Raw genomic sequence first — 25,723 nt, 5'->3', positions numbered from 1 at the left:
CAGGACCAAAATTCACAGGGATTTTTAAGGTTCGCTCAAAGCTATTCCAAGGTAGGGCCCGTAGTGTTGACACCATCGAGCCAACGAGGTTCTATAGCGACTGTTTCAAGGGAGCTGTTTCTCGATTAGACTCGCACTGTGTTGATGGGATGCCTGAGGGGCCGGTCTGCTGACCGGCCCCTCAGTGCGTCTGCACATCGCGTCTGCTTACCTCCAACACCTCAGCCTTGCAGATACGTCACTACCGGCGCACCTTTTGCCGCGCGAGAGGTCTCGACATGTACTGTGTGTAGGTGCATCTTCTTCTGGGAATCTCATTCGCCAGCGACATCAGCCTCGACCCGGTGTCCGTGCGCGAAGCTGCAGGTGTCGAACGCACAGGCGACCTGCGGGATCGCCACGTCCGCGAATTCTCCCGCGTCATTGATCCCACTCACCCTGACAATATCCGCGAACTGCAGGTCACGCTGCGTGACTCGGTACGAAAACGCGAACGGCTCTGGCTTTTGATGATGACACCCACCGATCGCGCGCACTGGGAACAGTGGCTGGCCCCCGACCTGCTCCACGAGCTCGGACCCGTGCAGACCTACGAGGGGCAGCAATGCCAGCCCATCGGCGTAGCCCCGCGTCTGTTAATCCCATTCCTTCTGGAACGAGGCAGACCTGAGGACCTGGCGTTCCTTCACCATGCCCTCACGGGCCTGGATGCACTTTTGGTTTCAGCTTCCACTTACCGCGGCCTCACGCAGGCAGGTATCCGCCTACAACACCGTTTCATGGTCACGCGAATACTGACGAATCCGAAGTTCCTGGCTTACGCGGTTGTGCTGATCTACTCGGCGCTGCGCGTGTTGCCCGTGTCGTATGTGCGCGAATTCCACGGCTCGCTTCTGTTGTTGTGGCTCATCGACCTGACGACGGCGATTCCCTACACGTGGGGCGTGCTCACGATGGTGACGGCCGCGCATTTCCTCAAACGCATGGCAGGACTGGCCGTCACCGTCATCACCTTCGTCGCGCCCTACGTGTACTTCGGGCTCAACGGAAAAGACTACCCCGGGTACGTCATCGTGATCATCGCACTGCTGATTGCCTCTGCCTTCGTGCTCGAAGGTTTCAAGTACTGGCTGGACCGGCGTGCCAATCGCCAGCTCTCCAGCATCGAGCCTGATTAGGACACGTGGCGTTTGGAGGGGCGCCCTCGTACGGTACGTTCTGCGCTGACGACCATCAGCCACACGCCAGCCACGAGCCACACGATCATGAGCCACAGCGGGCGAGCCGGGTACAACCCCACCATCACCGCAGTTGTCACGACCCACAAGGCGGCGGCAGTGGCATTGAAGATGCGCAGGTGAGTGACTCTGAAGGGATGGATCCACTTGAACGGGATAACGGCCAGCACGGTGAAAATCACGACGATCAGCCAGTTGAACCACCAGGGCGTCGCGAACAACCACATGATAATAGCGACGACGTTCCACGCTGCCGGGAACCCTACAAAATACCAGTCCGAGGACTTCATCTTCGTGTTGGCGTAACAGAACATGGATGAGCCGAGGACCAGTGCTGCAGCAAGGATTGGCCATTTGCCCGGCCCGAGCGGAATGTAAAGGAACATGAACACCGCTGGAATGAATGTCCACGTCAGATAGTCCACGACGTTATCCATCATCACGCCAGAGAACCACGGGACCACTTTCGTCACGTCAGCCGCGCGTGACATTGGCCCGTCAACAGCATCCACAATCAGCGCAATTCCCAGCCACAGCCACATCATCTTGATGTCGCCAGAGCGCAGTGAGTCGACTGCCAGCAGTGCCCAAAGCAGACCGCTCATGGTGAAAGCATGGATGCACCATACGGTCACTCGTCGTTCAATGGACCACTGTGTCTCGTTCACCGCGTGAGTGTCTGCGCTCATGTTTCCCTCGATTGTTGCCTACAACGATGCTGAACGAGACAATACACGAAAAAACTGCTCATTCCGGCGATCGTTGGGCACATCACCTGCGATGGAGCCAGATGATCGGCTCCGGTTACCTGCGCCGCGCGTTCAGCTCCACGTCACGGTGTCGAGGGCGGCCACGAGTTCGTGCGGCAGCGCCTCGTTCGGCGCACTTCGAAGGGTCATCACCCACATGCCATCAGGTCGAGCCACGTACACAATCATGGTCTCGACAGCACCCTCATCCTCATCCGCAACGAAAGCCAGTCCCGTGGCTTGACAGCCGTCGATACTCCGATCAGGCAATGCCTCAGTGTTGGACACGCGAGAGTTCTCCTCAGCGAGTTTGATTCTGTCTTCTCGCATGTCAGCAGGGTCCGGGATCAGCTCCATCGGATCAGAGCGAGGTTCTTTTGTGTCGATGTCTCCCCAGTCGAAAATGTGGTAGCGCACGACTTCGGCCGTTGCGTTTGAATCCGGATCAGTGGACGCTTCAATCCGATAATCCACTGTCGGATTATCCGGAGTTTCACGGATGACCCACCCGCTGGGCAAGTCAATATTCATGGTGTTGACCTCCTTGGATTGGTCATCATCGGATGATTGCATGCACTGCGTCGAATCCGACATCGATGATTCCGACTGCCCCAACGTAACGTCGCATCCAGTCAAGTGTCCCATTGAAACAAGTCCAATGGTGACCAGTGCATACCGCCACAGTCTCCTCATCTTTCAACAGCCTTCCATGCGATTCAATGAGTCCTTAGTTCCCGCCTTGCGCGTTCTTTTCATTTTGCTGAGTGTCATTGAACACCGAATTGACTTCGTGCTCAATATTCGCAGTATTCTCATTATTGTTGATGAAATTCTGGAAGGCTGTGCGTTGTTCCGGTGAAAGATCCTCGTAGTCTTTCAATGTCCCATCAGAATTGTAATAGTCGTCCAGACCGGCGCCAGAGCGAGTGCTCAAAAAGCTCCCATCAGGCTGTTTGCCCATAACTGGCGCGCCCATGACTTCCGAATCGGCATAACGTGAGTACAACGACTGAGCCATCAAAGTACGCGCAACTTCCTGATCATTAATGCGTGAAGCCTGCGCCAATTCAGCGTGATTGGTCGGCAGAAATTGGTCAAGAGCCATGTCAGTTCCGGCACCGAGTGCCTGACCCGCGATAAACTGCGTAACTTTGCCGGCGCCGGGAATTTTGCCCGGCAGTCCTGCTGCACCAAGACCCCCCTCAGCGAGCTCTCGCCAGCGTTTGTTGGTTTCGTCAAGCCATTCGGCATGAGCCCCGTCTGCGGCTCCGTGCGCACCGAACAATTGATTGAAACCGGGCGCCCATTTTTGAGCAATGTTTTGTACGCCTGCTGTTGTCGGCGACGAACCATCGACGTCTTCCTGGAACTTCTCAATTGCCGAAAGTCGCAGATTATCAATTGCGGGTCCGCGTCCACCGATGTACGAACCGTCATCCATTTTTACCGGATGATCAAATGCCAAATCAGTCAGCAGGCTCTTCTCACCTAGAAGCGATTTCCTGAGATCTTTAGAGAACGCAAACGATGCCCGATCATCATTCAGCCCCATTTCCGCTACGGTGTTTTCAGCACCCGACCCAGAACCGATTTCGAACAGAAGATTATCAACTCGAGGCGCAAGCGCGACGCCAGCCCAGCTTCTCAGTTGACTGTTCATCATGCCGAAGCGATTTTCGCCTTGTGATTCTCCAAAGTCTTTCAGGCCATCTTGATACCCCTGAACAAAGTCCATGGTGATTTGCGCAGACTTCCTCTCACGATCCGCCCATTCTGCATACGCTGGATCGTCGGGAGAGACGTCAGGCTTGTCAACAGGCATCGCATTTTGCGCAATGACCTCACCAAATGCATCTCCCTGATCAGTCCACCCGCTGAAGATATCAGGGACAGCGCGGTGGCCTGTCAGGTACTCCGTCATCGACATCGCCCGACCGTCAACAGCAAAATCTGTATTACTGGCAAGCAGGTTACGCACACCATCTGCGCGTTCAGTTTCTGCGGCAGACAAAGAATCCGGTGTCCCATCGGCAAAAGAGTCGGGCATATCCATCAATTTCATCATGGAGGTGACAGGATCAAGTGTCCAGCCGTAGGCACCATAGCTGCCTCCAGGCATGTGCGAGCCATTCCATGAAGAGTACGGGAAAGCGTTTTGTCGCAACTCAGGATGCTCATTATCCCAGGTGATAATGTCGCGAGCTATCGAGTCTTTCCCGTTGTAATCTTCAACGAATCCTCCACCAAGTGAAATGTTTTCATTTTCTGACGCTACGCCGAGCATGTGCCCAACGTATTCATAGCCATAATGAGTTCCAGCCATCCCCGCGAAATTGGGGTCAACAGGTTCTCCGGAAGAGTCGACAAGCGTGTGGCCATACTTCTTCAAGCCATCCAGATTATGCTCCTGAACAGCGGAATAATGCTGTCCATCAGATGCCATCAGGCCGTCTTGCACCACATTGAAACTGTTCTGGGCGCTCTGGTATGCAGGATCACCATTCATTCCCCCAGTTGACAGAACCATGGCTGTTCCCAGCGAACGCGTCACATTTTCGATTGCTTTATCGAAATCGGTGTCAATTTCATGAGTCCCTGGATCAACAATCTGTCCCTTGAAATCCCCCATCCTCGCCACAAACCGGGCCATATCCTCAGGAGGTACCCGTTCGGCCAGCACATTGGCAAAGAACGGGTTATCCAGATCGTCGGCGTATTTCTTATTGAATTCCTTGATGTTTTCAATGAGATCCGGGGAAGACATATCAAGAAGATCAGCAGCGTCGTCCGCTATGCCCTGACAGTATTCCCATTCGGCCTGGCCATCTACCAGCGGCATGTCGTCGAATAGGCTCTTTCCTATCGAGTCTCGCCCACCCTTGCGATCAGCAGCCGATACGATTGAATTGATTGATCCGGTTAAAGCGGACGCAGTAGCTGACGCCTCACTATCCAGTCTTTCCATCTCATTTTTATATGATTCTCTCAGACGAGTCTGCTGAATATCTTTTGACTCAATGATCTCTCCATGGCTCCGGCTGTACTCAAGACGATCCATCGGATTGTTTGTGTTTTGTCGGGCGTCTCTGTCGGCATTGAGCGCGTTGATTCTCTGCGTAGCTTCTGCTTCAGCGTCATCCCATTCCTGCTGCCACCGCTCAACCTCGCGGATGGCTTCGCCTACAGTGTGAGCCCAGTCCCGTAGTGAATTCACAGGATTTGAAAATGATTTAGCCAATGTGGAGACGTGTGTCGACAGTGATTGAGCTTCCGAACAGTACTTTTGAGCAGCCTGGCCTTCCCAGCCCGGCACCTGATCTGCTCCAGATGCGATTTGGGTGTTCGCGATACGTTTACTCACCATCTCGAAATCGTCGGCATACGCGTTCGCGCCTGCCTGGATATCAGGCGGGGTGGGCAGTTCGTCAGCACCAGCCATAGTCAGCCCCCCAACCTCTCACTCAGCACTGCGATACCTTCGCGGACATCTCGTATGAAGAGATTTCCATTCGCCGCTTCAGTTTTGTCATAGTTGGCAATTGCTTTTTCCTGACCTGATCCCAGAACAGCGCAGGCATCCGAAAATTCAAAGATCACGTCCTTCATGCCATCGCGATAGTTCCTCACTGCATCGCGCAGGGATTGAACACCTTCGTTCGGGCCTTCTGGCAGATTCTTCGCAATTCCCACTATGGAAATCTGTCTGGCAACAGCACCGATTCTCCCGAATTCTTCAGAATCGGTCCAATCTTTCTTCGCGCTCACACCAACGGCAGCGCGGTCGAATTCCAAGTCAGCCATCGAACTGTCAATCTCTCGTCTCGGAGGAACTCAGGCGTTACTACATTAAATGGAGAATTGACTGTCAGTCAATAGTTCTGACTATTTTCTTTTCATGTTCCTCGCCGATCATGAAAAGGAAAGGTTACAAGGCACGGATGAAGGCCCGAGACACCCGCAACGATAGGGAACTACGCCAGTTCCTCGCGGTAGGGGTCCGCCGGGTAGCAGCCCATGACTTTCATGTCCGCGACGTAGAAGTGCAATTCATCGAGGGCACGCTTGACGTTTGGATCCTCCATGTGCCCATCGAGGTCGACATAAAACTGCGTGGCGCAGAAAGAGCCCCCCAGCTGGTAGCTTTCCAGCTTTGTCATGTTCACCGAGTTCGTCGCGAATCCGCCCAGGCATTTGTACAGCGCGGCAGGCACGTTCTTGGTGCGAAACAGAACCGTTGTGATGGCTGGCCGTGTCTGGCTCACCTCTGGCTTGGGCGACAGGACAAGGAATCGCGTCGCATTGTTGTCGTTGTCTTCGACATGGCTTTGCAGCACCGCCAGATCGAATTTGTCTGCAATTCCCGAGGGAGCCAATGCCGCTACGGATCGGTTCCCCATCATCGCAACTTCACGCGCAGCCCCTGCCGTATCGGCACTGATGTGGCGCGTCCACTTCCAGTTGGCAAACAGTTTCGTACACTGGCCGAATGCGTGGACGTGGGAGCGCACGGAGCGGATCGACTCCAGTGTCGCACCCTGGGGTGCCACCAGATCGAAGTGGATCGGCAGAAACAGTTCACGGGTGATGTACAGGCCAGAGTTGGGCAGCAGCTGGTGCGGGTCTGCGACGCGACCGGCCGAGGAGTTTTCCACCGGTATTACTGCTACATCAGCTGCCTGGTCGTGCACCGCATCGAAAGCGGCGGTAAACGTCTCGCAGGGCGCAATCATTGCGTCCGGAAAGAGTTGGAGAGCACCCACTTCGGAATTCGATCCGGCCTCTCCCTGTATCGCAACTGTCATCCCGCGTGTCATGAAAATTAGGCTATCAGGGCGGCAGCGTTCTTCTCACATCGTGTGAGCAGGATCTACAGAAGCGATTATGGGTCGCCCTCGTCCATCACAATGAACGAGGGCGACCCATGACGCGCGACGATGCTACTCGTCAATCGACGGCGCGTGCTCCAGGAGGTATTCTTCAGCCTGCTTGTTCCACAGACCGTTGTTCGCCTTGCACAGGCGATCCAGCTCCGCATAGAACGGATCCGTCTTGCCGCGCTCAGCGAAATCGTCAATTGCGACCAGATCCAGCCTCTTGTGGGTGTAGATCAGCTTCTTGCCACCGGGAATGTTCGGCAGATTCAGCGTCGTTTCCTCGACCACGTTCAGACCACCGATGTGGGTGACCAGGACGGCCGGGTTCAGCTTGCCTGATTCAAACATATCGATCGCATCAGCGACGTCCTCGTACGTGCCACCGGTTGTGGCCACGTAGTGGTGACCTGAGTAGTGGATATCGTAGAAGTTGATCGTCGCCTCAAAATCGTTACGCGGCGGGCCGGCGAAGAAGTTCATGCAGCCTTCGCGAGCCAGCAGCTTCGAGCCGAGCTCCACGACCGGACGCACCGGAGCGAACACGAAGACGTCATCAAACAGTTCGCCCTCGTTGATCTTTGTCAGCTCCGCGACCGGATCCTCCATGTCGCCGGTGTTGACGTAGTGAAGCTCGATGCCGTTCTTCTTCGCATCTTCAACGGTCAGCAGCGCGGCTGCACGATCGAGGCGATCCTGTGCAATGTCGGTGACGACGATACGGCGCGGCTTGCGCTCCTGATGCAGTGCCACGTCCAGGCCGGCCAGTCCCATCGGGCCGACGGATGCGAGCATGGCCAGTGTGCCGCCCTCGCGAATACCCATGTAGTGCGTGTAGTCGTTCGGCTTCATGTGGTACTGCGCCTTGAATGCGCCGATGACGCACGAGTACGGCTCGGTCAGGGAGCCGGTGAAGAAGCTGTCTTCCTTGTATTCGAACAGGCAGTTGGACTCCATGACCTCACTGGGGATCACGACGTAGGTCGCGTCGCCGCCGATGTACTGGTAGGAGTATCCCGGTGCCCACAGTGTTCCCTTGTAGTTCAGGGCGGGCTGAATGGCGAACTTCATGCCGGGTGTGAACTGGTCAGCCCACTTGGAGCCGACCTTCTTGATCGTTCCGCAGAATTCGTGCCCGACCATTGTCGGGGTTTCCGCCAGCGATCCGCGCACGCGTTTGTGCGCCTCGCCCTGGTGCGCGAGCTTGTTGGTGGACATGCAGATCGAGTCTGACGTGACTTCAGCGAGGATTTCGTCCTCACCGATTTCAGGCAGGTCGAACGTTTCCAGGCGGAGGTCCTCCACTCCGTGGATACGCACTGCAGTTGTTGTCTGAGTGGACATTGAAATGTGTTCCTTTCGGCCTGTGGCCCTGTTAATTCATCATGACCTGACCGCCGGTGACGGGCACCGCCTGGCCAGTTTCATAGGCTTGCTCAACGATGTAGTAGATGGCGCGCAAAACGTCGATGCCCTGTGCGCCGCGGTGCATCGGCACCTTCGCTTCGTAGTATTCCTTCACATCGGCAACGGTCTTTGCGCCTGGTACCTTCCCTGAGTTGAGGTACTGGACGAACAGTCCGCGATCAGGGTCTGACCACAGTGGTCCGTCGAGGAAGTTGCCCGGGCACACAGCGTTGACTTTGATGCCGTGGGCGACCAGTTCGAGGGCGAAGGACTGCACCAGTCCGAGGCCACCGAACTTCGACCCGGCATAGGCGGCGTTCTTGTTGGATCCTTCCAGGCCGGACTTGGAGTTGACCTGGATGATGTCAGTCAGCCACTGGGGTGCAGCCTTGTGCTGGCGGGCCAGAAGATTGCCGCACGCCTGAGTGACCAGGAAGAACGCAATGTAGTTGATGTTCGTGGACAGGCGGAATGCGGACGGGTCCTGCGTCAGGACGCTTCCTGCGCGCACGATTCCGGCGTTGGAGACCACCAGGTCAAGCCCGCCGGCCACGCGCTCAATTTCCTCAGCCATCGCTGCCACTGATTCCTCGTTGGACACGTCTACCGTGATCGGCCATGCGTGTTCGCCGAGTTCTTCGGCCTTGGCACGGGCGCCTTCTTCGTTGAGGTCAGCAATGAAAACGAAGCAGCCCTGGTCGATCAGACCGCGTGCGATTTCAGCACCGAAGCCCTGCGCGCCGCCCGTTACGACGGCAATCCTGCCGGAGATCTCGCGTTCGCCGCGTTTACCTGTTTCGGTGACCTCGAAGATGTCCTCTCCGCATCTGACGGTGACCGGTAGGTTCACGCCGCCCAGAAGCTCGTTCACCTCCGAGTCATTCATCTGGATCAGGCTGTCTTCGTCTGCAGGCAGCGTGATCGTTGCTTCCTTGCCGCTGCGGCTGACCAGAACCGGTCGACCTAGTGCGCGCAGAAACACTCCGCGCACGATAGGTGCAACGCTCATCTTTCATTCCTCCACATCACTTGGGTCTTGGGTAAGCCTGTGATCACGCCGTCAGGCGTGAAGCTATGTCCTCGGCGGGCGTCCCGTCGGCGTATTCGCGGCCAAGCGGCGCGTATTGTTCGATGCGGGCCGCCAGGTCCTGCGGGCTCAGTCGACCTGATCCCAGCAGGTGCAGCTGCGGGTCCACACTGGTGAGCGCTTCGTGCGCCACGAGTGCCCAGGTCGCCTGGTTGAGTCCGGCAAATTCCTCTCTGCGCAGCTCAGGGCAGTTGAAGGATTGGCGCGGCTGGTTGATGTCCACACCGGAGATTTCCAGCATGCCGTGCTGCGTGGCCAGTTCATGAATCCGGGCAAGCTGCTCATCGGTGTTGCGTGGCGGCATGTAGGTCACTGCCCTGAACCCGCGTTCCTCCAAAGCTTCGAACAGCTCATCAAGGAAGGAGTCTTCAAACTTCTCCGCCTTCTTGTCTCCTGTCGGTGAGGCTGACACGTCTCCCAGGTAAGCGTAGGTCGCGATCGCGCCGATCGAATCAGCAAAGGCGACGACCTCGCGGGCGGTCGGGCATTCCTCGTGAGAAGGCTGAATGTAGATCTGCTGCAGGTATTCAGATTTGAGCAGGCCGAGCAGGTCGTACATCAGGTACGGGTTGGCCTCGTCTCCCAGTCGATCGACGAGGGGGGCCGGCACCTCCACATTCATGGTCGCCAGGCCGTCAAGCAGAGCCTGTCCCTTGCCGAAACCGTTGATCAGTGCGCGCGCCATCGCTGCAAGCAAGTGGCGTTCCGTGATTCCGCCGCCGTTGGCATATTGGGAGTGACCCACCATGTCGCGCTGTGGATCGAAGGGAGTCAGATTCAGGCCGGCCAAAATCTTGTTGGCACGTTCGGCCATTTCGAGGGTGCGCTGCAGGCGTGCCACTCGCTTGGGTGCAAGCCACTGATCGGCCTTTTCACGGGACGGCGCCGGAACTCCCTGGACGGTCAGGTAGGCCATACCCGCTGAATCAGGGTTGTTGAGTTTGCGCGATGCAAACGGGCCGTCGACCGTATCGTCGAAGAACGCGCGGATTTCAAAGCCGGTCACCGAACCCATCGACAGGATACGGCAAGCCTCGCTCATTTCCGGGGCGGCAGCGATCGAGTCGTGGTCAACGGATCCGACAACCCGCAGCCCTGCCTGCCTGGCTCGCAGTGCAGCATGGGTCGGTGTGTACGGGCTGAAGGAGTAGCACGTGTGGATGTGGTTGTTGGATTCTGGCGCCCACGCAGGGAACGTGAAGTGCGCGGCGCCCTCACGCAAAGCATCAAGGCGCTCACTCTGAGTGAGGCTGACATCGTTAGTAACTGGGACGCTCATATTTCCTCTGCTGGGTTCGTTGTTGGCCAGGTGCTCACGGCATCGCTCAGTGAGCACCGTGGCCGTTGGATATGTTGTGGCTGCGGGTGGGATACGGCGGTGAGGCGGCAGCAGCCTTTTTGCCGCCTCACCGCATGTCTCAGATTCCGAGGCGGTTGCGACGTGCCAGTTCACCCTCAGTCTGGTTGGTGGTGGGGGTGTGTCCCGGCAGTGGAACAATGCGCTCGTGAATGGCATCGATCATCCATTCAGGCTGCGGGAAGAAGGTCTTTTCCAGCTCAGCAGCCGGGATCACGGTGTTGCGCGATCCCACGATGGTCACCGGTGCGTCAAGTGCGTCGAAGGCCAGTGACTGCACGTTCTGTGCGACGTCCTGCAGCACCGAGCCGCGTTCACACGCGTCCGAGCTCAGCAGCAGGCGGCCTGTCTTCTTCACTGATTCGATCAGCTTGTCGTAGTTCAGCGGGCAGACGAAGCGCAGGTCGATGACCTCAGCGGACATGCCGTACTTTTCTTCCAGAATGTCGGCTGCTTCAAGCGCACGGTAGAGCGTTGCGCCCAGGGTTGCAATGGTGATGTCCTTGCCTTCGCGGCGGATGGCGGGCTCACCTTCAGGTGTTTCGTAGTAGCCCTCGGGCACGCCACCTTCTTCGAAGTCTTCACCCTTGTCGTACAGCTGCTGGGATTCGAAGAAGACCACGGGATCCGTGCCGTGCAACGCCAGGTTCAACATGCCCTTTGCGTCGGTTGGCGTGGCCGGGAAGTATACCTTCAGGCCAGGGATGTGAGCAGTCAGCGCTGTCCAGTCCTGTGAGTGCTGCGCACCGTACTTGTTGCCGACAGACACGCGCAGCACCAGTGGCATCTTGATCAGGCCCGCGGCCATTGCCTGCCACTTGGCCATCTGGTTGAACACTTCGTCACCGGAGCGGCCCAGGAAGTCGCAGTACATGAGTTCTGCAACAGCGCGGCCACCACAGATCGCGTACCCAACACCGGCACCGACAATCGCTGCTTCCGAAATCGGCGAGTTGAACAGGCGACGGTACGGCAGTGCTTCGGTCAGGCCACGGTAGACGGCGAATGCGCCACCCCAGTCGCGGTTCTCTTCGCCCCATGCCGCCATCGTCGGATCGACGGAGAAGCGATGAATCATGGCTTCGAACAGGGCGTCACGGAACTGGAACATCTTCATCTTCGAGACGGGCTTGCCGTTCTCGTCGCGCGAAGAGCGGATCTTCTTGGACAAAGCCTTGATACGCGGGTTGTCCTCGAGGGTGATTTCAGATTCGCCCTCCTCCATCGCTTCGGTCGGCGTGTTGGAGAACATGGCGTTTTCGACGTACTCGGGTCCCACACGCGGGCACTTCTCATCGTCGGATGCCAGCACCAGCACCTTGGTGAGCTTCTCGGTGAACTTCGCGGAGAAGTCATCGATGTCGCCCTGGGAGACCAGGTCGTTGGAGATGAGCAGCTCAGAGTATGTCTTGATGCAGTCGACTTCCTCCCACAGATCCACTTCAGCCTTGTCACGATAGCTGGAGGCGTCGGACGGGGAGTGGCCTGAGAAGCGGTAGGTCAGGGTGTCCATGAGGACAGGTCCGCGACCTTCTTCCAGGATCTTCTTCTTGCGCGTGACGGCATCTGCAACGGCCAGCGGGTTGATGCCGTCGACGCGTTCGGCGTGCATGGCTTCGGGGTTGACACCTGCGCCAACGCGAGCCAAAACGTCGTATCCCATTGTTTCGCCGGAGGTCTGGCCGCCCATTCCGTAGAAGTTGTTGAAGAAGTTGTACATGATCGGCGGGTTGCCGCCGTCTTCTTCGCGCCACAGCGTGCGGTACTGATCCATCGATGCCAGCTGGATGGCTTCCCATACCGGGCCACAGCCCAGGGCTGCGTCACCGACGTTGGCCACCACGATGCCGGGCTTACGGTTAATGCGCTTGTAGAGCGCTGCGCCCGTGGCAATGGGTGCCGAGCCGCCAACAATGGCGTTGTTCGGCATGGAACCGAAAGGCTGGAAGAAGGCGTGCATCGAGCCGCCCATGCCGCGGTTGAAGCCTGCCTTACGGGCGAAGATCTCCGCCAGCGTGCCGAACAGGATGAAGTTTTCGGACAGCTCACGCAGGTTCTCGTACCCGATTTCTTCGGCCAGTCCCAGCGTTTCACCGTCGAGGAAGCCCTTCATAACTGCTTCCAGATCAGCGTCCTCGTACTGGCGTGCAGCTGAGAAGGACTTGGACAGGATCTCACCGTGTGAGCGGTGAGAGCCGAAGATGAAATCGTCGGGGGTCAGCACAAAGGACTGACCGACGTATGCGGCTTCCTGACCGATTCCCAGGTGGGCGGGGCCACGGTGGTTGTATTCCACGCCCTGCCATCCGCCGGTCTTCTTGATGGAATCAAGCATGGATTCAAATGTGCGCACCGCGATCATGTCGTGGAGCATCTGCACCATGCCATCTTTGCCGTATCGGCCGACCTCGGTGTCAAGGTCGAACGTGTATTGGTTGATCGGAATATCTGGAATGGTGATCTTTCCGGACGCGCGGACCTTCGCCGGGTCAACTGTCAGTGACTTCGTCATGTTCTTTCTTTCGCCTACTTCTAATCAGTTACGTCGGTGCGCTCAGGCTTTGACAGCCCAGGCAGCTTCGCGGATGAGTTCAGATACTGTCGGGTGCGGGACGACAAGCTGACGCAGATCGTCCAGTGTCAGTTCGGTTTCGAGGACGGCGCATGCGCCCCAGATCATCTCGGATGCGTATGTGCCCAACACGTGAATGCCGAGGACGTGGTTCGTCTCAGCATCCACAATCACTTTGGCGCTGCCGGGTGCTTTGAAGCCGTTCTCAGCGATGAACCGGCCGGACATCTGGCCAGGCACGGACCCGACCTTAATGGCGCGTCCCTCAGCCTTGGCCTTCGATTCGGTCAGTCCCACACCGGCTGCTTCCGGCAGGCAATACACAGCCCATGGGATCGTGTTCCAGCGCATCACCTGTCCACGCTTGTAGGCCTGGTCATCCAGGATGTTCGCCGCCACGACCTCGCCCATGCGGTATGCAGCGTGTGCCAGCAGGGAACGACCCGTCACATCACCGATGGCCCACACGTTGGGAAGGTTCGTGCGCAGGCGGTCATCAACCGTTATGCCGCGGCGCCCGATTTCAAGTCCCGATTCTTCAGCTCCCCAGCCGCGCGTGGCTGGGCGACGACCCACCGCCATGAGAACCAGGTCGGCCTCCACCGTGTGCTTCTGGCCTTCCTTGGAGAAGACGACGTTCGACCCTTCGACCGCCTCCACTTTGCAGCCGAGGTTGAAGGTGATGGCGGGCATCGCCTTGCGCAGCTGAGCTGCCATGTCGTCATCCATGAAGGGCAGGATCTCGTCCATCATTTCGACGACGGTCACTTCACTGCCCAGGCTGGAGAACAAGGAGGCGAACTCCACGCCGATGACACCGCCACCGATGACGGCCAGTCGTTTCGGCACGTCGGAGATAGATAACAGTCCGGTGGAATCCACGACCTTTTCGTTGTCGGCGCTGCCCGGGATGGGCGGCATCGCAGGAACTGAACCGGTCGCGATGATGACGTGTTCAGCGGTGTAGTGCGTGTCATCCACGCGTACCTTGCCGGGGCCTTCGAAGTAGCCACGCCCGTACACGACGGTGCAGCCGGCTTTCTTGACGCTGGCTCCCACGCCTCCGACCAGACCTTTGACGACCTGGCCCTTCCACTTTTGCATCGCTTCCCAGTCATAGGAGGCACCCTCGATCCCCACGCCGTAGGCGCCGGCCTCACTCGCGTGCACGTAGTGCTTCGCGGAGTTCAGCAGGGTCTTGGTGGGGATACATCCCACCGTCAGGCATGTGCCGCCGAGATCTTTCTCCTCGATCAGCAGGACTTTCTTGCCGCCGTTGCCGAGGCGTTCGGCTGCAAGATATCCGCCCGGGCCTCCGCCCAGTACGATGACGTCGAATTTTGTCTCTGTCATGGCGCTCATCCCAATACTGTCAGGTCGATGTTTTCGATGGCGTTGACCAGGTCGCGCAGGAATCGCGCTGCGTCAGCACCATCAATCACCTGGTGGTCAGCGGTCAGCGAGAAGCCGATCCTCTTTTCCACCACAACATTTCCGTCATTGTCGAGGGCGGCCCGCGGCGTCACAGCTGCCACGCCCAGGATCGCGACCTGCGGACGGTTGATGATCGGTGTGAAGGTCTCCACGCCGAACGATCCCAGATTCGTCACGGTGAAGGTGCCGCCGTTGAGCAGGTCGGGGCTGATAGTGCCGTCAATCGAATCACCAGCCACCTGCTTGGAGGCAGCGGAGAATTCCTTCAGGTTCATGGCGTTGGCTCCGCGGATCACCGGGACCAGCAGGCCACGCGGAGTATCGACGGCCACCCCGAGGTGAATGTTCTGGAACTTCGTGTAGGTGCCGTCAGCCAGATGCGCGTTGAATGTCGGGTACTTCGCGATCGTCTTGACGACTGCGTATCCGACCAGGTCACCGATCGTAATGGCATTGACGCCCAGTGATTCGTCGGCCTGCTTGAAACGCTTGCGCATGGCCATGAGCTTGTCGGCCTTCGCGCTGACCGTGTAGGACAGCTGAGCGGTTTCGGCCAGGGACTCCATCATGCGCGTGGCGACAACCTTGCGGATGCCCTTCAACGGTGCCGCTTCGGAGGGGCCAGGGAAGTCGGCGTCGGCACTGATCAGCGGCGCTGCGGCTGCCTCGTCGGCTGCCGGGGAAGCCAGGTCGGCGGTCGTGACGCGTCCACCCAGTCCGGTTCCAGTTCCGGTTGCGCCCTGGGCACGAGCTGCGTTGGTGGCAGGGTTCTCGGCAAGATAGGCCTTTACATCGCGTTCGAGCACGCGTCCGTGGGGGCCGGATCCTTCGGACACTGCCGACGGGTCCAGTCCTTCACTGTCGGCCAGTGCGCGGGCGCGAGGCGAAATCGCTCCGCCGGATGCTGCCGTCTGGAACGAGGGCGCCTCAGGCTTTTCTTCTTCAGCGGGTGCTTCCTGTTCGGGAGCACTGGCGGCTTCGTTGGAGTCACCGGAAACACCGGCCTGCGCGAGAACTTCCTCGCTGATCTCTTCGCCAGGCTCGCCCAGAATCAGCAAGGGATCCTTGACGGGGACTTCATCACCGACTTCCCACAGAAGTTTGAGGACTGTGCCGGCATCGGTACTGGGCACGTCCATTGTTGCTTTGTCCGTCTCAATTGAGCACAGCACCTGGTCAACGGCGACCGCGTCGCCAACGGAGACCTCCCACTCGTTGATCAAGCAGGACTCCACTGAGTTACCCAGTTGGGGCATCACCACGATGGTGGCCATGTGTTCCTCCCTTACACCGCGCGAACGCGGGTGTGTTCTTCCAATTCCTTCATCGAGTCCGCCGTGAGGTCATCATCGGTAATGATCCCCGTGACGTCATCAAGTCCCATGAAACTGACAAATCCGCTCTTTCCGTATTTCGACGAATCTGCCAGCAGCCACGTCTCTTCTGCACGCGCCCTCATCAAGGTGGCGACTTCTCCGCCTTCAACCAGCTGAGTTGTCAGACCACGCTCGACTGTGAATCCGTCCGTCCCCAGGAACGCGATGCGTGCATTGAACGAGTTAATTGAGCGTTCCGCCAGCGGTCCGGTCAGCGATTCTGATTCAGCGCGGAACTGGCCACCCGTCAGCGTGATGTTGAGCTGTGGATTCGAGCGAGCGTTGGCGAAAACAAGCACCGAGTTGGTGACAATCTGCACGCCGCGTTTTCCGGCCAGGTGCCGAACGATCATCGCACAGGTCGTGCCCGCTTCAATCATGATGCGGTCGTTGTCCCTGACCATCGCTGCCGCTGCACGCACGATGCGCTCTTTTGCGTCGACGCGATCCATCTGGCGCAGTCGAATATTGCGGAACGCGGTCGGACGCGCACCGCCGTGCGTCCTGACCAGGTAGCCGTCTTCTTCGAGCTGTTTGAGGGTGGATCGGACGGTAACTGGAGAGACATCGAGCTCAACGGCAAGAGTGCTCACAGAGACTTCACCCTCAGCCGCCAGCTGGTCGAGAATGAAGCTGTTACGCTCGTGTTGCGCTCTCGTCATCTCATCGCATCCTTACGTTTCGATTTGCCTATGATGAATTTTAGTAAATCAATCGAAAGTATGCAACACTCGATATGTGAACTTTTCTCCGCCATTTTTCCGCTGAATCACGCCCTTCCAGCCGTCAGATAACAACTGGAAATCAACGGAAGGCAGAAAACTAAGTCGCCCTCGTTGAAGAAAAATCTTCACGAGGGCGACGAAAGTCCCAGATACTCACCTCAGATCAATCGTCACTCAAACGAAAATCCGGTGAACGGAGGGTTACGGAGCGGCTACTCACCAGGCTGGCGCACGCCGATTGTCAGCAGCAAGTTCGCGTACAGGCGCTGATCGCCCGTCGCCACAATAATGCCGACATCCTCACTTCGAGCCGCGTCGTAGAACTTGAAGCGCGGAATCTCACCGAATTCCACATCCGGCAAAGCTGCCTTGTAGTCGGCGTGAGCCGGAATGTCAATCGTGTCCTGATCATCCTCAGGCACCATGATCTCCGCTTTTTCAATCGGGATCGTGCGCTTGAGAACTTCGAGGATCTCGTTGACGCCCAGCAAGCCGGGCGCAAGGTTGAGGGAGATCAGTTCGCAGCGCTCGTTCACGCCGGTGGTGTGCGGGTAGTTACCATCGGCCAGCAAGATCTTCGAGCCGTGTCCGGCTGCGGCAAGTGCGCGTAGGAACGCGGGGTGAGTCATAGGTCCGTACAGCATCAGTGGTGTCCTTTCATTCGTAGTGAGTGACAATTTGGGAGCTGGTCCGAATGACCAGTTCGGGGGGAATGATGAAGTCCTGCGGTGGGCGTCCGGCAATGAGGTCGACGATCTGACGAATCGCCGTGCGGCCCACCCGGTCAAAGGGCTGTCGAATAGTTGTGAGCGGCGGCGAGAAGCACTGCGCGCCCGCCTCATCGTCAAAACCGACCACGCGGGTGTCGTGGGGGAGCTCTCCGCCGAGCTCGCGAACGGCGCGCATGGCGCCCAGCGCAATCTGGTCGTTGGATGCGACGATTCCCTGAGGGATGCGCCCCATGCTGTAGGTGGCATCGAATCCGTCCACAGCATTCCACGAGCCACATTCGATGATCTCGACATTTAAAGAGGCGTCGGACTGCGCACACGCTTCTTCGAATCCCTTGCGCCGCTGATGTGCGTCGTTCCAGCCTGCCGGCCCCATCAGGTGAACGATGTCAGTGACTCCGCCACGCAACAAGTGGTCGGTGGCGACTCGTGAGCCCAGCACGTTATCGACAGAGACGGTCGATACGCCATCGATATTCGTTTCCGATGACAGCAGCAGCGTCGTCGGCGTTGTGCGAGCCAGCTTCATCGCCATTTCGATGACGGGGTCCTGACCGCCCAGAATGACGATTCCGTCGACTCGAAATGGGATCGCGTCACTGGTGACGTGCCCGTTGGACATGTAGACACTCGAAATCGACACGCTCAGACCGGCATCGCTGGCAGCGTTGAGCACATGCAGCAACGTCTGGCCGTGCCCGTGGAACATCGGCGCCGCCATCAGCACATGGATGACCCCTGTGCGCTTGCCGGCAAGAGCCCTGGCCGCATAGTTCGGCCGGTACCCCATCTCGTGGAGCAGCGCGGTGATTTTCGCTCGTGTGGAATCTGCGACTTCAGGGTCGCCTCGTACCACGCGCGAGACCGTGTTGGCTGACACGCCGGCATGGCGCGCCACGTCTGCGAGCGAGATTCGCTTGTTCTTCGCAGGTGGTCCGTTCTTAACGCGCAGAGGGTTCGTGGACACGGGTCTTCGCTGTCGTTGCAATGATGTGGGGCCTGTCGCCTGAAGCGATGTTCCCCATTATTTCCAGTTGCGCGATGAGGGAGCCCAGGATCGACGCTTCGATCGGGCCGGCCACGACACGCAGCTGAGCGGCCTGCGCGGTCAGATCACACAGAAGGTGGTTGCGTGCACCGCCTCCTACCAGGTTGAGTTGATCGGGCCTGCTTCCAGCGATCTGCGCCAACTCGTCGATGCCGCGCGCATAACGCTGGGCAAAGGATTCAATGACCAGTCGTACGTACTCGGGCTTCGTCGAGGGAGGCTCACCGCCGGCTTCCCGAATCACGGTGTCGATCTTTTCAACCATTTCACCGGGTTCGGCAAAACGGGAGTCATCCGGGTCAAACAGATGTGCGGACGGGGCGCATGTGCGCGCAGCGGCCACCAATTCGTCGGTGTCGGTCGGCATTCCTTCGCGCTCCCACTGACGCTGGAGTTCCTGCAGGATCCACATGCCGGTGATGTTGAACAGCGGACGAACTCCTCCGTCACTGCGTGATTCATTGGTCAGGCCCAGTTTGAATGCTGCGTCAGTGAGCAGCGGGCGGTCCAGCATGCCGCCGAGCACGGACCATGATCCGCAGGACAGGAAGTACGCTTTGACGCCTTCTTCGACAGGCAGGCCGTGGACTGCACATGCCGTATCGTGTGCGCCGCCGCGCACCACCGTGAGCGATTCGAGCCCTTCGACCGTGCACGGGCCGACTGTGGTGAGGTCATCGTTGAGATCACCAACCCATGAACGGGGAAGACCAAGGCGTGAAAAGACCGTGTCTGACCAGCGTGGCGAACCAGGTTCGCACAGTCCTGAGCTGGAGCAGATAGAACGAGACCAGCCTTTGACGCCGGACAGTTTCCACGCGAAGTAATCAGGCAGAAGCAGAATCGTGTCGATGTGCTCAGCCAGTTCCGGTTCTTCGCAGGTCAGTGCAACGAGCTGGTTTGCGGTGTTGATGGTGGCTGGAGCGATCCCTGTCAGATGAAAGAATTCTTCATCATCAATGCGTTGACGGAATTGTTCCAATGTGCGTGCGGTGCGCTCATCGCGGTAGGCGCGTGGTGGGCCAACAGGATGATCGTCGCTGTCCAGCGCGACGAAGTCGACGCCCCAGGTATCCACAGATACGGATTGTGCGTCGGGATATTCCTGGACGGCTTTCTGCAGACCTTCAACGGTTTGATCCCACAAACGCTCCAGGTCCCACACCAGTGAGCCGTCACGTCGGATCGCTTCATGTGAGAACCGATGCACCTCGTGGATCTCAATATGGTCGCCTTCCAAGCGTCCTGCAACAACGCGGCCTGACGACGACCCTAAATCGACAGCAAGCGCAGTGGTCATGAAACGTCCTTCTTTTCTCAGTATTTTCAGTGTGATGTCAGTGGTAATTGTCCGAGGGTGACAGTGCATTCGCCCAGTGGGTGCAGTGATGGGTGGGGCGCCTTGACGCCCCACCCATCGGGCATCCTGATGTCAGCGGCGAGAGCCGGATGACTCAGCGGTACAGCGGTCCGAAGTTCTTGCAGGCACGGTAGTCCGCGCCTTCAACGTCGGCTGTTCCGAACAGTGTCCATGCGCGCGGACGGAAGATATCATCTTCCGGCACGTTATGCATGTTAACCGGGATACGGAGCATGGAGGCCAGCGTGATGAGCTGAGCGCCAATGTGTCCGTATGAGATTGCACCGTGGTTGGCGCCCCAGTTATTCATCACGTCGTAGACGGAGGCGAAGGCCCCCTCGCCGGTCAGACGCGGTGCGAACCAGGTGGTCGGCCATGCCGGGTCGGTGCGCTGCTCAATGGTTGTGGCGACCTCGTCGGGCAGATCAATGGTCCAGCCTTCAGCGATCTGCAGAACCGGGCCCTGTCCGTAGACAAGGTTGATACGGCACATCGTCACGGGCATTTCGCCGCTGGTGCGGAAGTGGGTTGACCACCCACCACCGGGGAAGTATTCGTACCCTGAGGGGTGGAAGGTTGTTGCCTCAAGGGCTGCCTTCTGGTCCTCTTCGGTTACTTCCCACCACGGCTTGATGACAGGCTTGCCGTCACGGGTGGCCTTGCCGGCACCATCCAGTGTGGTCGAGCCGGAGTTGCGCAGATCCAGGAAGCCGTCCTTTGCGTGTCCTTCCAGCTCATAGCCGGTGACTCGCTTGACCGATTCCGGGCTCCAGTAGGTGCGCACGTCGGAGAAGATCTGCGGGGTGTTGGTCAGCAGATATCCGAACAGCATGGATGCACCGTTCAGGGAGTCATTTTCGGTTGCGACAACTCCGACTGGCTGACGTGCGCCGTTCCAGTCAAAGTTGGTGTTGAGGACAGTTTCCATGACGTCGCCGTTGGGCATGCCGTCTGTCCACTGACGCTGTCCCTGGAATCCGGCTGCGATTGCACCATGGCCGCCGGCTTCTTCGGCCCATCCCTTTTCTGCCAGCTTGGGGTTGCCTTTCATCAGGTCGTGGCCGATCAGCACCATCTTGGCACAGGTTTCCCACCAATCTTCATGGCGCTCGGGATGCTGGTTCTTTTCCGGGTTGTAGTCCTTTCCGATGGTGAAGTTTTCCTTCATCCACTTCAGGGCCTTTTCGTACTCTTCTTCGTCGTAGATCTTCTCGTTGATACGGCGGTAGAACTCGGACATATCGATGTACTCATTGCGCATGCCAAGGTAGGGGCCGAAGAATTCGTCCTTGACCGTTGATCCGGCAATGCCCATGGCAACCGAGCCCATCGACAGGTATGCTTCACCGCGCATCTGTGCCACAGCCAGACCTGCCTTCGCAAAATCGAGCAGACGGCCACGCACGTCATCGGGGATGGTCTCGTCGTCAGCATCCTGGACCTGCTTACCGTAGATGCCGAATGCCGGGAAGCCGAGTTGTGCGTGTCCTGCCAGTGCAGCGGCAAGGTAGACGGCGCCTGGACGCTCTGTGCCGTTGAAGCCCCAGATTGCGTGCGGGGTACGGGTGTCCATCTGCAGGGTTTCTGTGCCGTAGCACCAGCACGGGGTCACCGAGACAGTCAGACCAACGTTTTCAGTGTCGAATTTCTTCTGGCATGCGATGGCTTCGGAAACGCCACCAATGGTGGTGTCAGCGATGATGCATTCCACAGGTTCACCATCGATGTAGTGTAGTTCGTCCGTGTACAGCTTCGCCAGACGCTGAGCCATGCCCATTGTCTGATCTTCGAGGCTTTCACGCACTCCCCTGCGACGTCCATCGATAATTGGTCGGATGCCGATCTTGGGGTGTTCAGCCATGTTTCCTCATTCCTTCATTGGTTTCGTTTGTCTTAGTTGGTCCCCTGCGTGGCAGTAAGGACGGTGACGTTCGGCCGAAGCGTCACGTCACTATTATGTCCCGTTGGTCAGGAGGTGGTGGAGGGGGATCAACGGGTTTTCCCCCTCCACCTGGGCTATTATCCGGTGGGATGTGAAATCACTCGTAGAGGTTGGCCTTAATGTCAGGATCGTCCATATTGGTCTTGTCATACCAGGCGAAACCGGAGTCAATGATCTTGGGCAGTTCTTCACCCTTGATGGCTGCAATTGCAGCCTTGACAGTTTCGTATCCCATCTTGACTGGAGCCTGAGTCACAGCGCCGGCCTGCACGCCGCTGCGAACGGATTCGAGCTGTGCCTTACCGGAGTCGATACCAACCATCTGAACCTTGCCGGCGTTGCCGGATTCGGTCACACCCTGCATCGTGCCGATGGCTGATGCTTCGTTCGTTGCGCCAATACCTACAACATCCGGGTTGGCAGTCAGAATGCTCTTGGCAACGTCAGCTGCCACACCGACCTCGCCGCCGATCTGGGGATCGAGCAGTTCGATGTCAGGTTCATTCTCAGCCATGTATTCCTGGTATCCGGCGCAGCGGTCCTTACCGGTCTGGGAGGTGTCATCGTGGCAGACCAGAGCAACCTTGCCCTTGTGGCCCACGAGTTCCGCCAGGTGCTTGGCGGCTTCAGCGGCAGCGGCCTTGTTGTCCGTCTGAACGGTTGTCACCGGAATGTCGGACTCAACGCCGGAGTCGAATGCGACCACCGGAATGTTGGCGGCCTTGATCTGCTCGAGGATCGGGGCGGCAGCTTCTGAATCCAGTGCTGCAAATCCGATTGCAGCAGGCTTGGTGTCCAGTGCGGTCTGGAGCTGCTGGAGCTGCTCAGTGATGGCTTGCTCGTTGGCGGGTCCGATGAATTCAACCTTGTAGCCGAATTCTTCACCTGCCTGCATTGCGCCTTCCTTCACTGCCTGCCAGAAGCGGTGCTGGAAGCCTTTCGAGACGAGGTAGATGGTTTCACCGCTGGCAGCACCGCCGGCGCTTTCACCGCTCTGTGTTGCACCGGCGTCGCCGGAAGCGGCGTTTGTGTCGCCGCCGCCTGATGAGCAAGCGGTCATTCCCAATGCCACTGCCCCAGCGGCAATGAGGCTCACGATACGTCCAATTGGGCGCATTGCTGTTCCTTTCTTTCGGGCGAAGGTCTTTCTTCGCCGTTGTGGTGGTTGGACGGTTGTCCGATTCAAGTAATGCTTACACTGCCTGAGCACGGGCTCGGCGGACGTTATCGATAAAGACTGCCAGCAGGATGACCAGGCCGGTCACCACGAGCTGCCATTCCTTTGCAACACCCATCATCTGCAGACCTGTCGTCAGCGTGTTCATCAGCAGCGCACCAATGAACGTACCGATGATTGTGGCGCGACCACCGGCAAGTGAGGTACCGCCGATGACGACCGCTGCGATTGCCTGCAACTCGAGTCCGAGACCTTCAGCTGGTTGTGCGAATCCGAATCGTGCTGAGTACAGGATGCCGCCGATGGCCGTGAAGATACCGGCTGCGATGTACACCATCAAGGTCCAGAAGCGCACGTTCACGCCTGACAGGCGTGTGGCTTCGATGTTCGATCCCATCGACAGCGCGTAGCGGCCCAGGACCGTGCGCGTCAGCAGGATCGATGCGATGACAGTCAAGATAATGAAGATCAACGCTGCGTTGGGCAGGGAGCCGATCAGTTTGCCGTTCGACAGGTTGTAGTAGAACGGCGAGGGGATCTTGATCGAGCTCTTACCCGACAGAATCAGTGACAGACCGTTGGCTGCCATCATCATGGCCAGTGTGGCGATGAAGGGAGGAATACCCAGGAACGCCACGTTAAAGCCGTTGACCAGTCCGATCACTGCGCCGACCACCAGGACGAGCAGCAAGCCGATACCGACGGGCAGCCCCAGATATCCGGATTCGGGTGAGCCCATCAGCAGACCTGCCGACACTGCTGTCAGCGTCATGCCGGTGCCCACTGACAGGTCGATGCCGCCGGTGGCGATGATGAACGTTGCACCCAGCGCCATGACGCCGATTGCAGAAGCTGCCATCAGGACGTTCATGAACACGCCAATGGATGCGAAGTTCGGGGCTGCGAACAGGAAGTAAATGTAAATCAGGATCAGTGCAGCGAATGCGAAAAGCTGCTGAATTGATGACTTCAGGAAAGTCACGACTTTGCTGTTGGACTTTTCTGACGCTTGGTCTTTCGTTTCAACCTCGGTGCTCACGCGTCCACTCCCATTGCTTGCTCTTGGCCAACGGTGGCCAGTTCCATGATCTTTTCTTGGGTGGCTTCCTCGTTATCGAGGATGCCGATAATGCGGCCCTGTGCCATCACTGCGATGCGGTTCGACAGGCGCAGTACTTCGGGCAGTTCCGATGAAATCACAACGATTGCCTTGCCTTGCGCCGCGAGGTTTTCCAGCAGTTGATAGATCTCTTCTTTTGCGCCCACGTCGATACCGCGTGTTGGCTCATCGAAGATCAAGACATCACTGTCTCGAACCAACCACTTGGCAATAACAACTTTCTGCTGGTTACCACCAGACAGGTTCAACAGGGTCTGATTGATTGAAGGGGTGCGAATCCGCAATTTGTCCACATAGTCGAGTGCGGTCCTGCGGATCTTGCGATCGTCGACAAAGCCCGCTTTCGCATAGTCCTTCATGTCGGCCAGCGTGACGTTGGCTTTCACGTCAGCATCCAGCAGGATTCCGAAGCGTTTACGGTCTTCGGACAGGTAGCCGATACCGTTCGTCACCCCGTCTTTGGCGTTCGTAATCCTGACCTTCTTGCCGTGCACGTAAATGTCACCTTCGGTGCGCGGATCAGCACCGAAGACGCATCGCGCCACTTCGGTGCGACCTGCACCCATCAGACCGGCGAATCCGAAAATCTCACCCTTCTTCACGTCGAAGCTCACGTTCTTGATGAGATTCTTCGTGGACAGGTTCTTGACTTCCAGAACAGTTTCGTCTGTCTGCGGCTTCGTGACGGGACGGACGTCAGACTTCAGTTTGCGTCCCACCATCATGGAGATGATTTCCTGCATCTCCACTTCAGCCGTGTTCACCGTGCCGACGTATTCACCGTCGCGCAGAACGACCACGCGGTCCGTAATCTGCTTGATTTCAGGCATACGGTGCGAGATATATATCAGACCGGTTGACGGCGTGACGAAGTCGTGGATCAGGTCAAACAGTGCGTCCGTTTCTTCGATCGTCAACGCCGCAGTCGGCTCATCCATAATGAGAATGTCTGCGTTATACGACAGCGCTCGGGCGATTTCCACCATCTGGAGGCGCGCCACTGACAGGTCGCGACAGTAAGCCTTGGGGTTGATATCCATCTTCAGATGATCGAAAAGCTCCTGAGCATCCTTGTTCAGTTTCTTGTCATTGACGATCCCGGCTCTAGTGGAGCCTGGGCGCCCCAGGTACAGATTCTGGGCAACCGTCAGGTCGGGAACGATGTTGAGTTCCTGGTGAATGATGGCCAGGCCAAGGTCACGTGCGTGGTTGATGCCCGTCACGTGGACCTTTTCGCCCTTGATCCAAATCTCGCCGCCTGGATCAGGCTGATAAATACCGGTCAGGACCTTCATCAGCGTCGACTTTCCGGCACCGTTTTCACCGCAAAGCCCCAGCACTTCTCCTGCTCGAAGATCCAAATTGACATTCGATAGTGCTTTGACGCCCGGAAAGGTCTTCGACATACCTTTCAAGTCGAGCAAATGTGTCACGTCTCACCCCTTCGTGCGTGGTACATAACGCCTGCGACAAATAAGACCTAGACCGTTAGCGCTAACGACTCCAGTGTCACATTTGTACAACAACGT

At 57.9% G+C, this 25,723-nt stretch carries 20 protein-coding genes; 1 reads left to right on the top strand and 19 read right to left on the bottom strand.

Features of this window, described 5'->3' with window-relative positions:
- The first annotated feature begins 293 nt into the window (after nt 1-293).
- The gene (locus AC1EJZ_RS01410) at nt 294-1,178 is read left to right on the top strand and encodes a hypothetical protein (protein ID WP_058237453.1); all 885 of its coding nucleotides are present in this window, start codon (nt 294-296) and stop codon (nt 1,176-1,178) included.
- Here AC1EJZ_RS01410 and AC1EJZ_RS01405 read toward each other — a convergent pair.
- The 19 genes from AC1EJZ_RS01405 to AC1EJZ_RS01315 all read right to left on the bottom strand — a co-directional run bounded on the left by AC1EJZ_RS01405 (nt 1,175) and on the right by AC1EJZ_RS01315 (nt 25,627).
- Complete coding sequence (locus AC1EJZ_RS01405) at nt 1,175-1,843, bottom strand: CDP-alcohol phosphatidyltransferase family protein (protein WP_257590319.1); 669 nt, start codon at nt 1,841-1,843, stop codon at nt 1,175-1,177. The two genes, AC1EJZ_RS01410 and AC1EJZ_RS01405, sit on opposite strands and share 4 nt — an antisense overlap.
- A 216-nt stretch (nt 1,844-2,059) precedes the next feature.
- Nucleotides 2,060-2,632: a hypothetical protein gene (locus tag AC1EJZ_RS01400; RefSeq protein ID WP_480293823.1), complete on the bottom strand. Its 573-nt coding sequence runs from the start codon at nt 2,630-2,632 to the stop codon at nt 2,060-2,062.
- An 82-nt stretch (nt 2,633-2,714) separates the two neighbouring features.
- Nucleotides 2,715-5,426, bottom strand: a complete 2,712-nt coding sequence (locus tag AC1EJZ_RS01395; RefSeq protein ID WP_480293822.1) for a hypothetical protein — start codon at nt 5,424-5,426, stop codon at nt 2,715-2,717.
- A gap of 2 nt (nt 5,427-5,428) precedes the next feature.
- Entirely contained in the window at nt 5,429-5,779 is a 351-nt protein-coding gene (locus tag AC1EJZ_RS01390; RefSeq protein WP_193599953.1) for a hypothetical protein, read from the bottom strand.
- 179 nt (nt 5,780-5,958) lie between these two features.
- Nucleotides 5,959-6,801: a prephenate dehydratase gene (locus AC1EJZ_RS01385; protein WP_480293821.1), complete on the bottom strand. Its 843-nt coding sequence runs from the start codon at nt 6,799-6,801 to the stop codon at nt 5,959-5,961.
- A gap of 123 nt (nt 6,802-6,924) precedes the next feature.
- The gene (locus AC1EJZ_RS01380) at nt 6,925-8,202 is read right to left on the bottom strand and encodes a zinc-binding dehydrogenase (RefSeq protein ID WP_058237458.1); all 1,278 of its coding nucleotides are present in this window, start codon (nt 8,200-8,202) and stop codon (nt 6,925-6,927) included.
- Between the two features lie 31 nt (nt 8,203-8,233).
- Nucleotides 8,234-9,274 carry an SDR family NAD(P)-dependent oxidoreductase gene (locus AC1EJZ_RS01375; RefSeq protein ID WP_092648911.1) on the bottom strand — a complete coding sequence of 347 codons (1,041 nt, stop codon included), beginning with the start codon at nt 9,272-9,274 and terminating at the stop codon, nt 8,234-8,236.
- A 43-nt stretch (nt 9,275-9,317) separates the two neighbouring features.
- Nucleotides 9,318-10,631, bottom strand: coding sequence for a PHP domain-containing protein (locus AC1EJZ_RS01370; RefSeq protein ID WP_480293820.1), 1,314 nt, complete (start codon nt 10,629-10,631; stop codon nt 9,318-9,320).
- A 139-nt stretch (nt 10,632-10,770) separates the two neighbouring features.
- Entirely contained in the window at nt 10,771-13,221 is a 2,451-nt protein-coding gene (locus AC1EJZ_RS01365) for an alpha-ketoacid dehydrogenase subunit alpha/beta (protein ID WP_480293819.1), read from the bottom strand.
- Between the two features lie 42 nt (nt 13,222-13,263).
- On the bottom strand, nt 13,264-14,634 hold the full coding sequence (gene lpdA, locus AC1EJZ_RS01360) for a dihydrolipoyl dehydrogenase (RefSeq protein ID WP_480293818.1): 1,371 nt from the start codon (nt 14,632-14,634) through the stop codon (nt 13,264-13,266).
- Between the two features lie 5 nt (nt 14,635-14,639).
- Complete coding sequence (locus AC1EJZ_RS01355) at nt 14,640-15,989, bottom strand: dihydrolipoamide acetyltransferase family protein (protein ID WP_070725277.1); 1,350 nt, start codon at nt 15,987-15,989, stop codon at nt 14,640-14,642.
- Between the two features lie 11 nt (nt 15,990-16,000).
- Nucleotides 16,001-16,753 (bottom strand): DeoR/GlpR family DNA-binding transcription regulator, encoded by a 753-nt coding sequence (locus AC1EJZ_RS01350; RefSeq protein ID WP_058237464.1) that lies wholly within the window; start codon nt 16,751-16,753, stop codon nt 16,001-16,003.
- 275 nt (nt 16,754-17,028) lie between these two features.
- The gene (locus tag AC1EJZ_RS01345) at nt 17,029-17,460 is read right to left on the bottom strand and encodes an RbsD/FucU family protein (RefSeq protein ID WP_058237465.1); all 432 of its coding nucleotides are present in this window, start codon (nt 17,458-17,460) and stop codon (nt 17,029-17,031) included.
- Between the two features lie 13 nt (nt 17,461-17,473).
- Nucleotides 17,474-18,514 carry a LacI family DNA-binding transcriptional regulator gene (locus AC1EJZ_RS01340; protein WP_257525584.1) on the bottom strand — a complete coding sequence of 347 codons (1,041 nt, stop codon included), beginning with the start codon at nt 18,512-18,514 and terminating at the stop codon, nt 17,474-17,476.
- On the bottom strand, nt 18,489-19,895 hold the full coding sequence (locus tag AC1EJZ_RS01335; RefSeq protein ID WP_480293817.1) for a rhamnulokinase: 1,407 nt from the start codon (nt 19,893-19,895) through the stop codon (nt 18,489-18,491). Before AC1EJZ_RS01335 ends, AC1EJZ_RS01340 begins: the two co-directional genes overlap by 26 nt.
- Before the next feature lie 154 nt (nt 19,896-20,049).
- Complete coding sequence (locus AC1EJZ_RS01330) at nt 20,050-21,816, bottom strand: L-fucose isomerase (RefSeq protein WP_058237467.1); 1,767 nt, start codon at nt 21,814-21,816, stop codon at nt 20,050-20,052.
- 178 nt (nt 21,817-21,994) lie between these two features.
- Entirely contained in the window at nt 21,995-23,014 is a 1,020-nt protein-coding gene (locus AC1EJZ_RS01325) for a substrate-binding domain-containing protein (protein WP_480293816.1), read from the bottom strand.
- 76 nt (nt 23,015-23,090) lie between these two features.
- Complete coding sequence (locus AC1EJZ_RS01320) at nt 23,091-24,113, bottom strand: ABC transporter permease (protein WP_058237469.1); 1,023 nt, start codon at nt 24,111-24,113, stop codon at nt 23,091-23,093.
- Complete coding sequence (locus AC1EJZ_RS01315) at nt 24,110-25,627, bottom strand: sugar ABC transporter ATP-binding protein (RefSeq protein WP_058237470.1); 1,518 nt, start codon at nt 25,625-25,627, stop codon at nt 24,110-24,112. The genes AC1EJZ_RS01320 and AC1EJZ_RS01315 overlap by 4 nt, the downstream gene beginning before the upstream one ends.
- Nucleotides 25,628-25,723 lie beyond the last annotated feature (96 nt).

This window comes from Pauljensenia sp. C0170B5, assembly GCF_056590195.1.
This window is presented reverse-complemented; position numbering and strand designations above follow the sequence as displayed.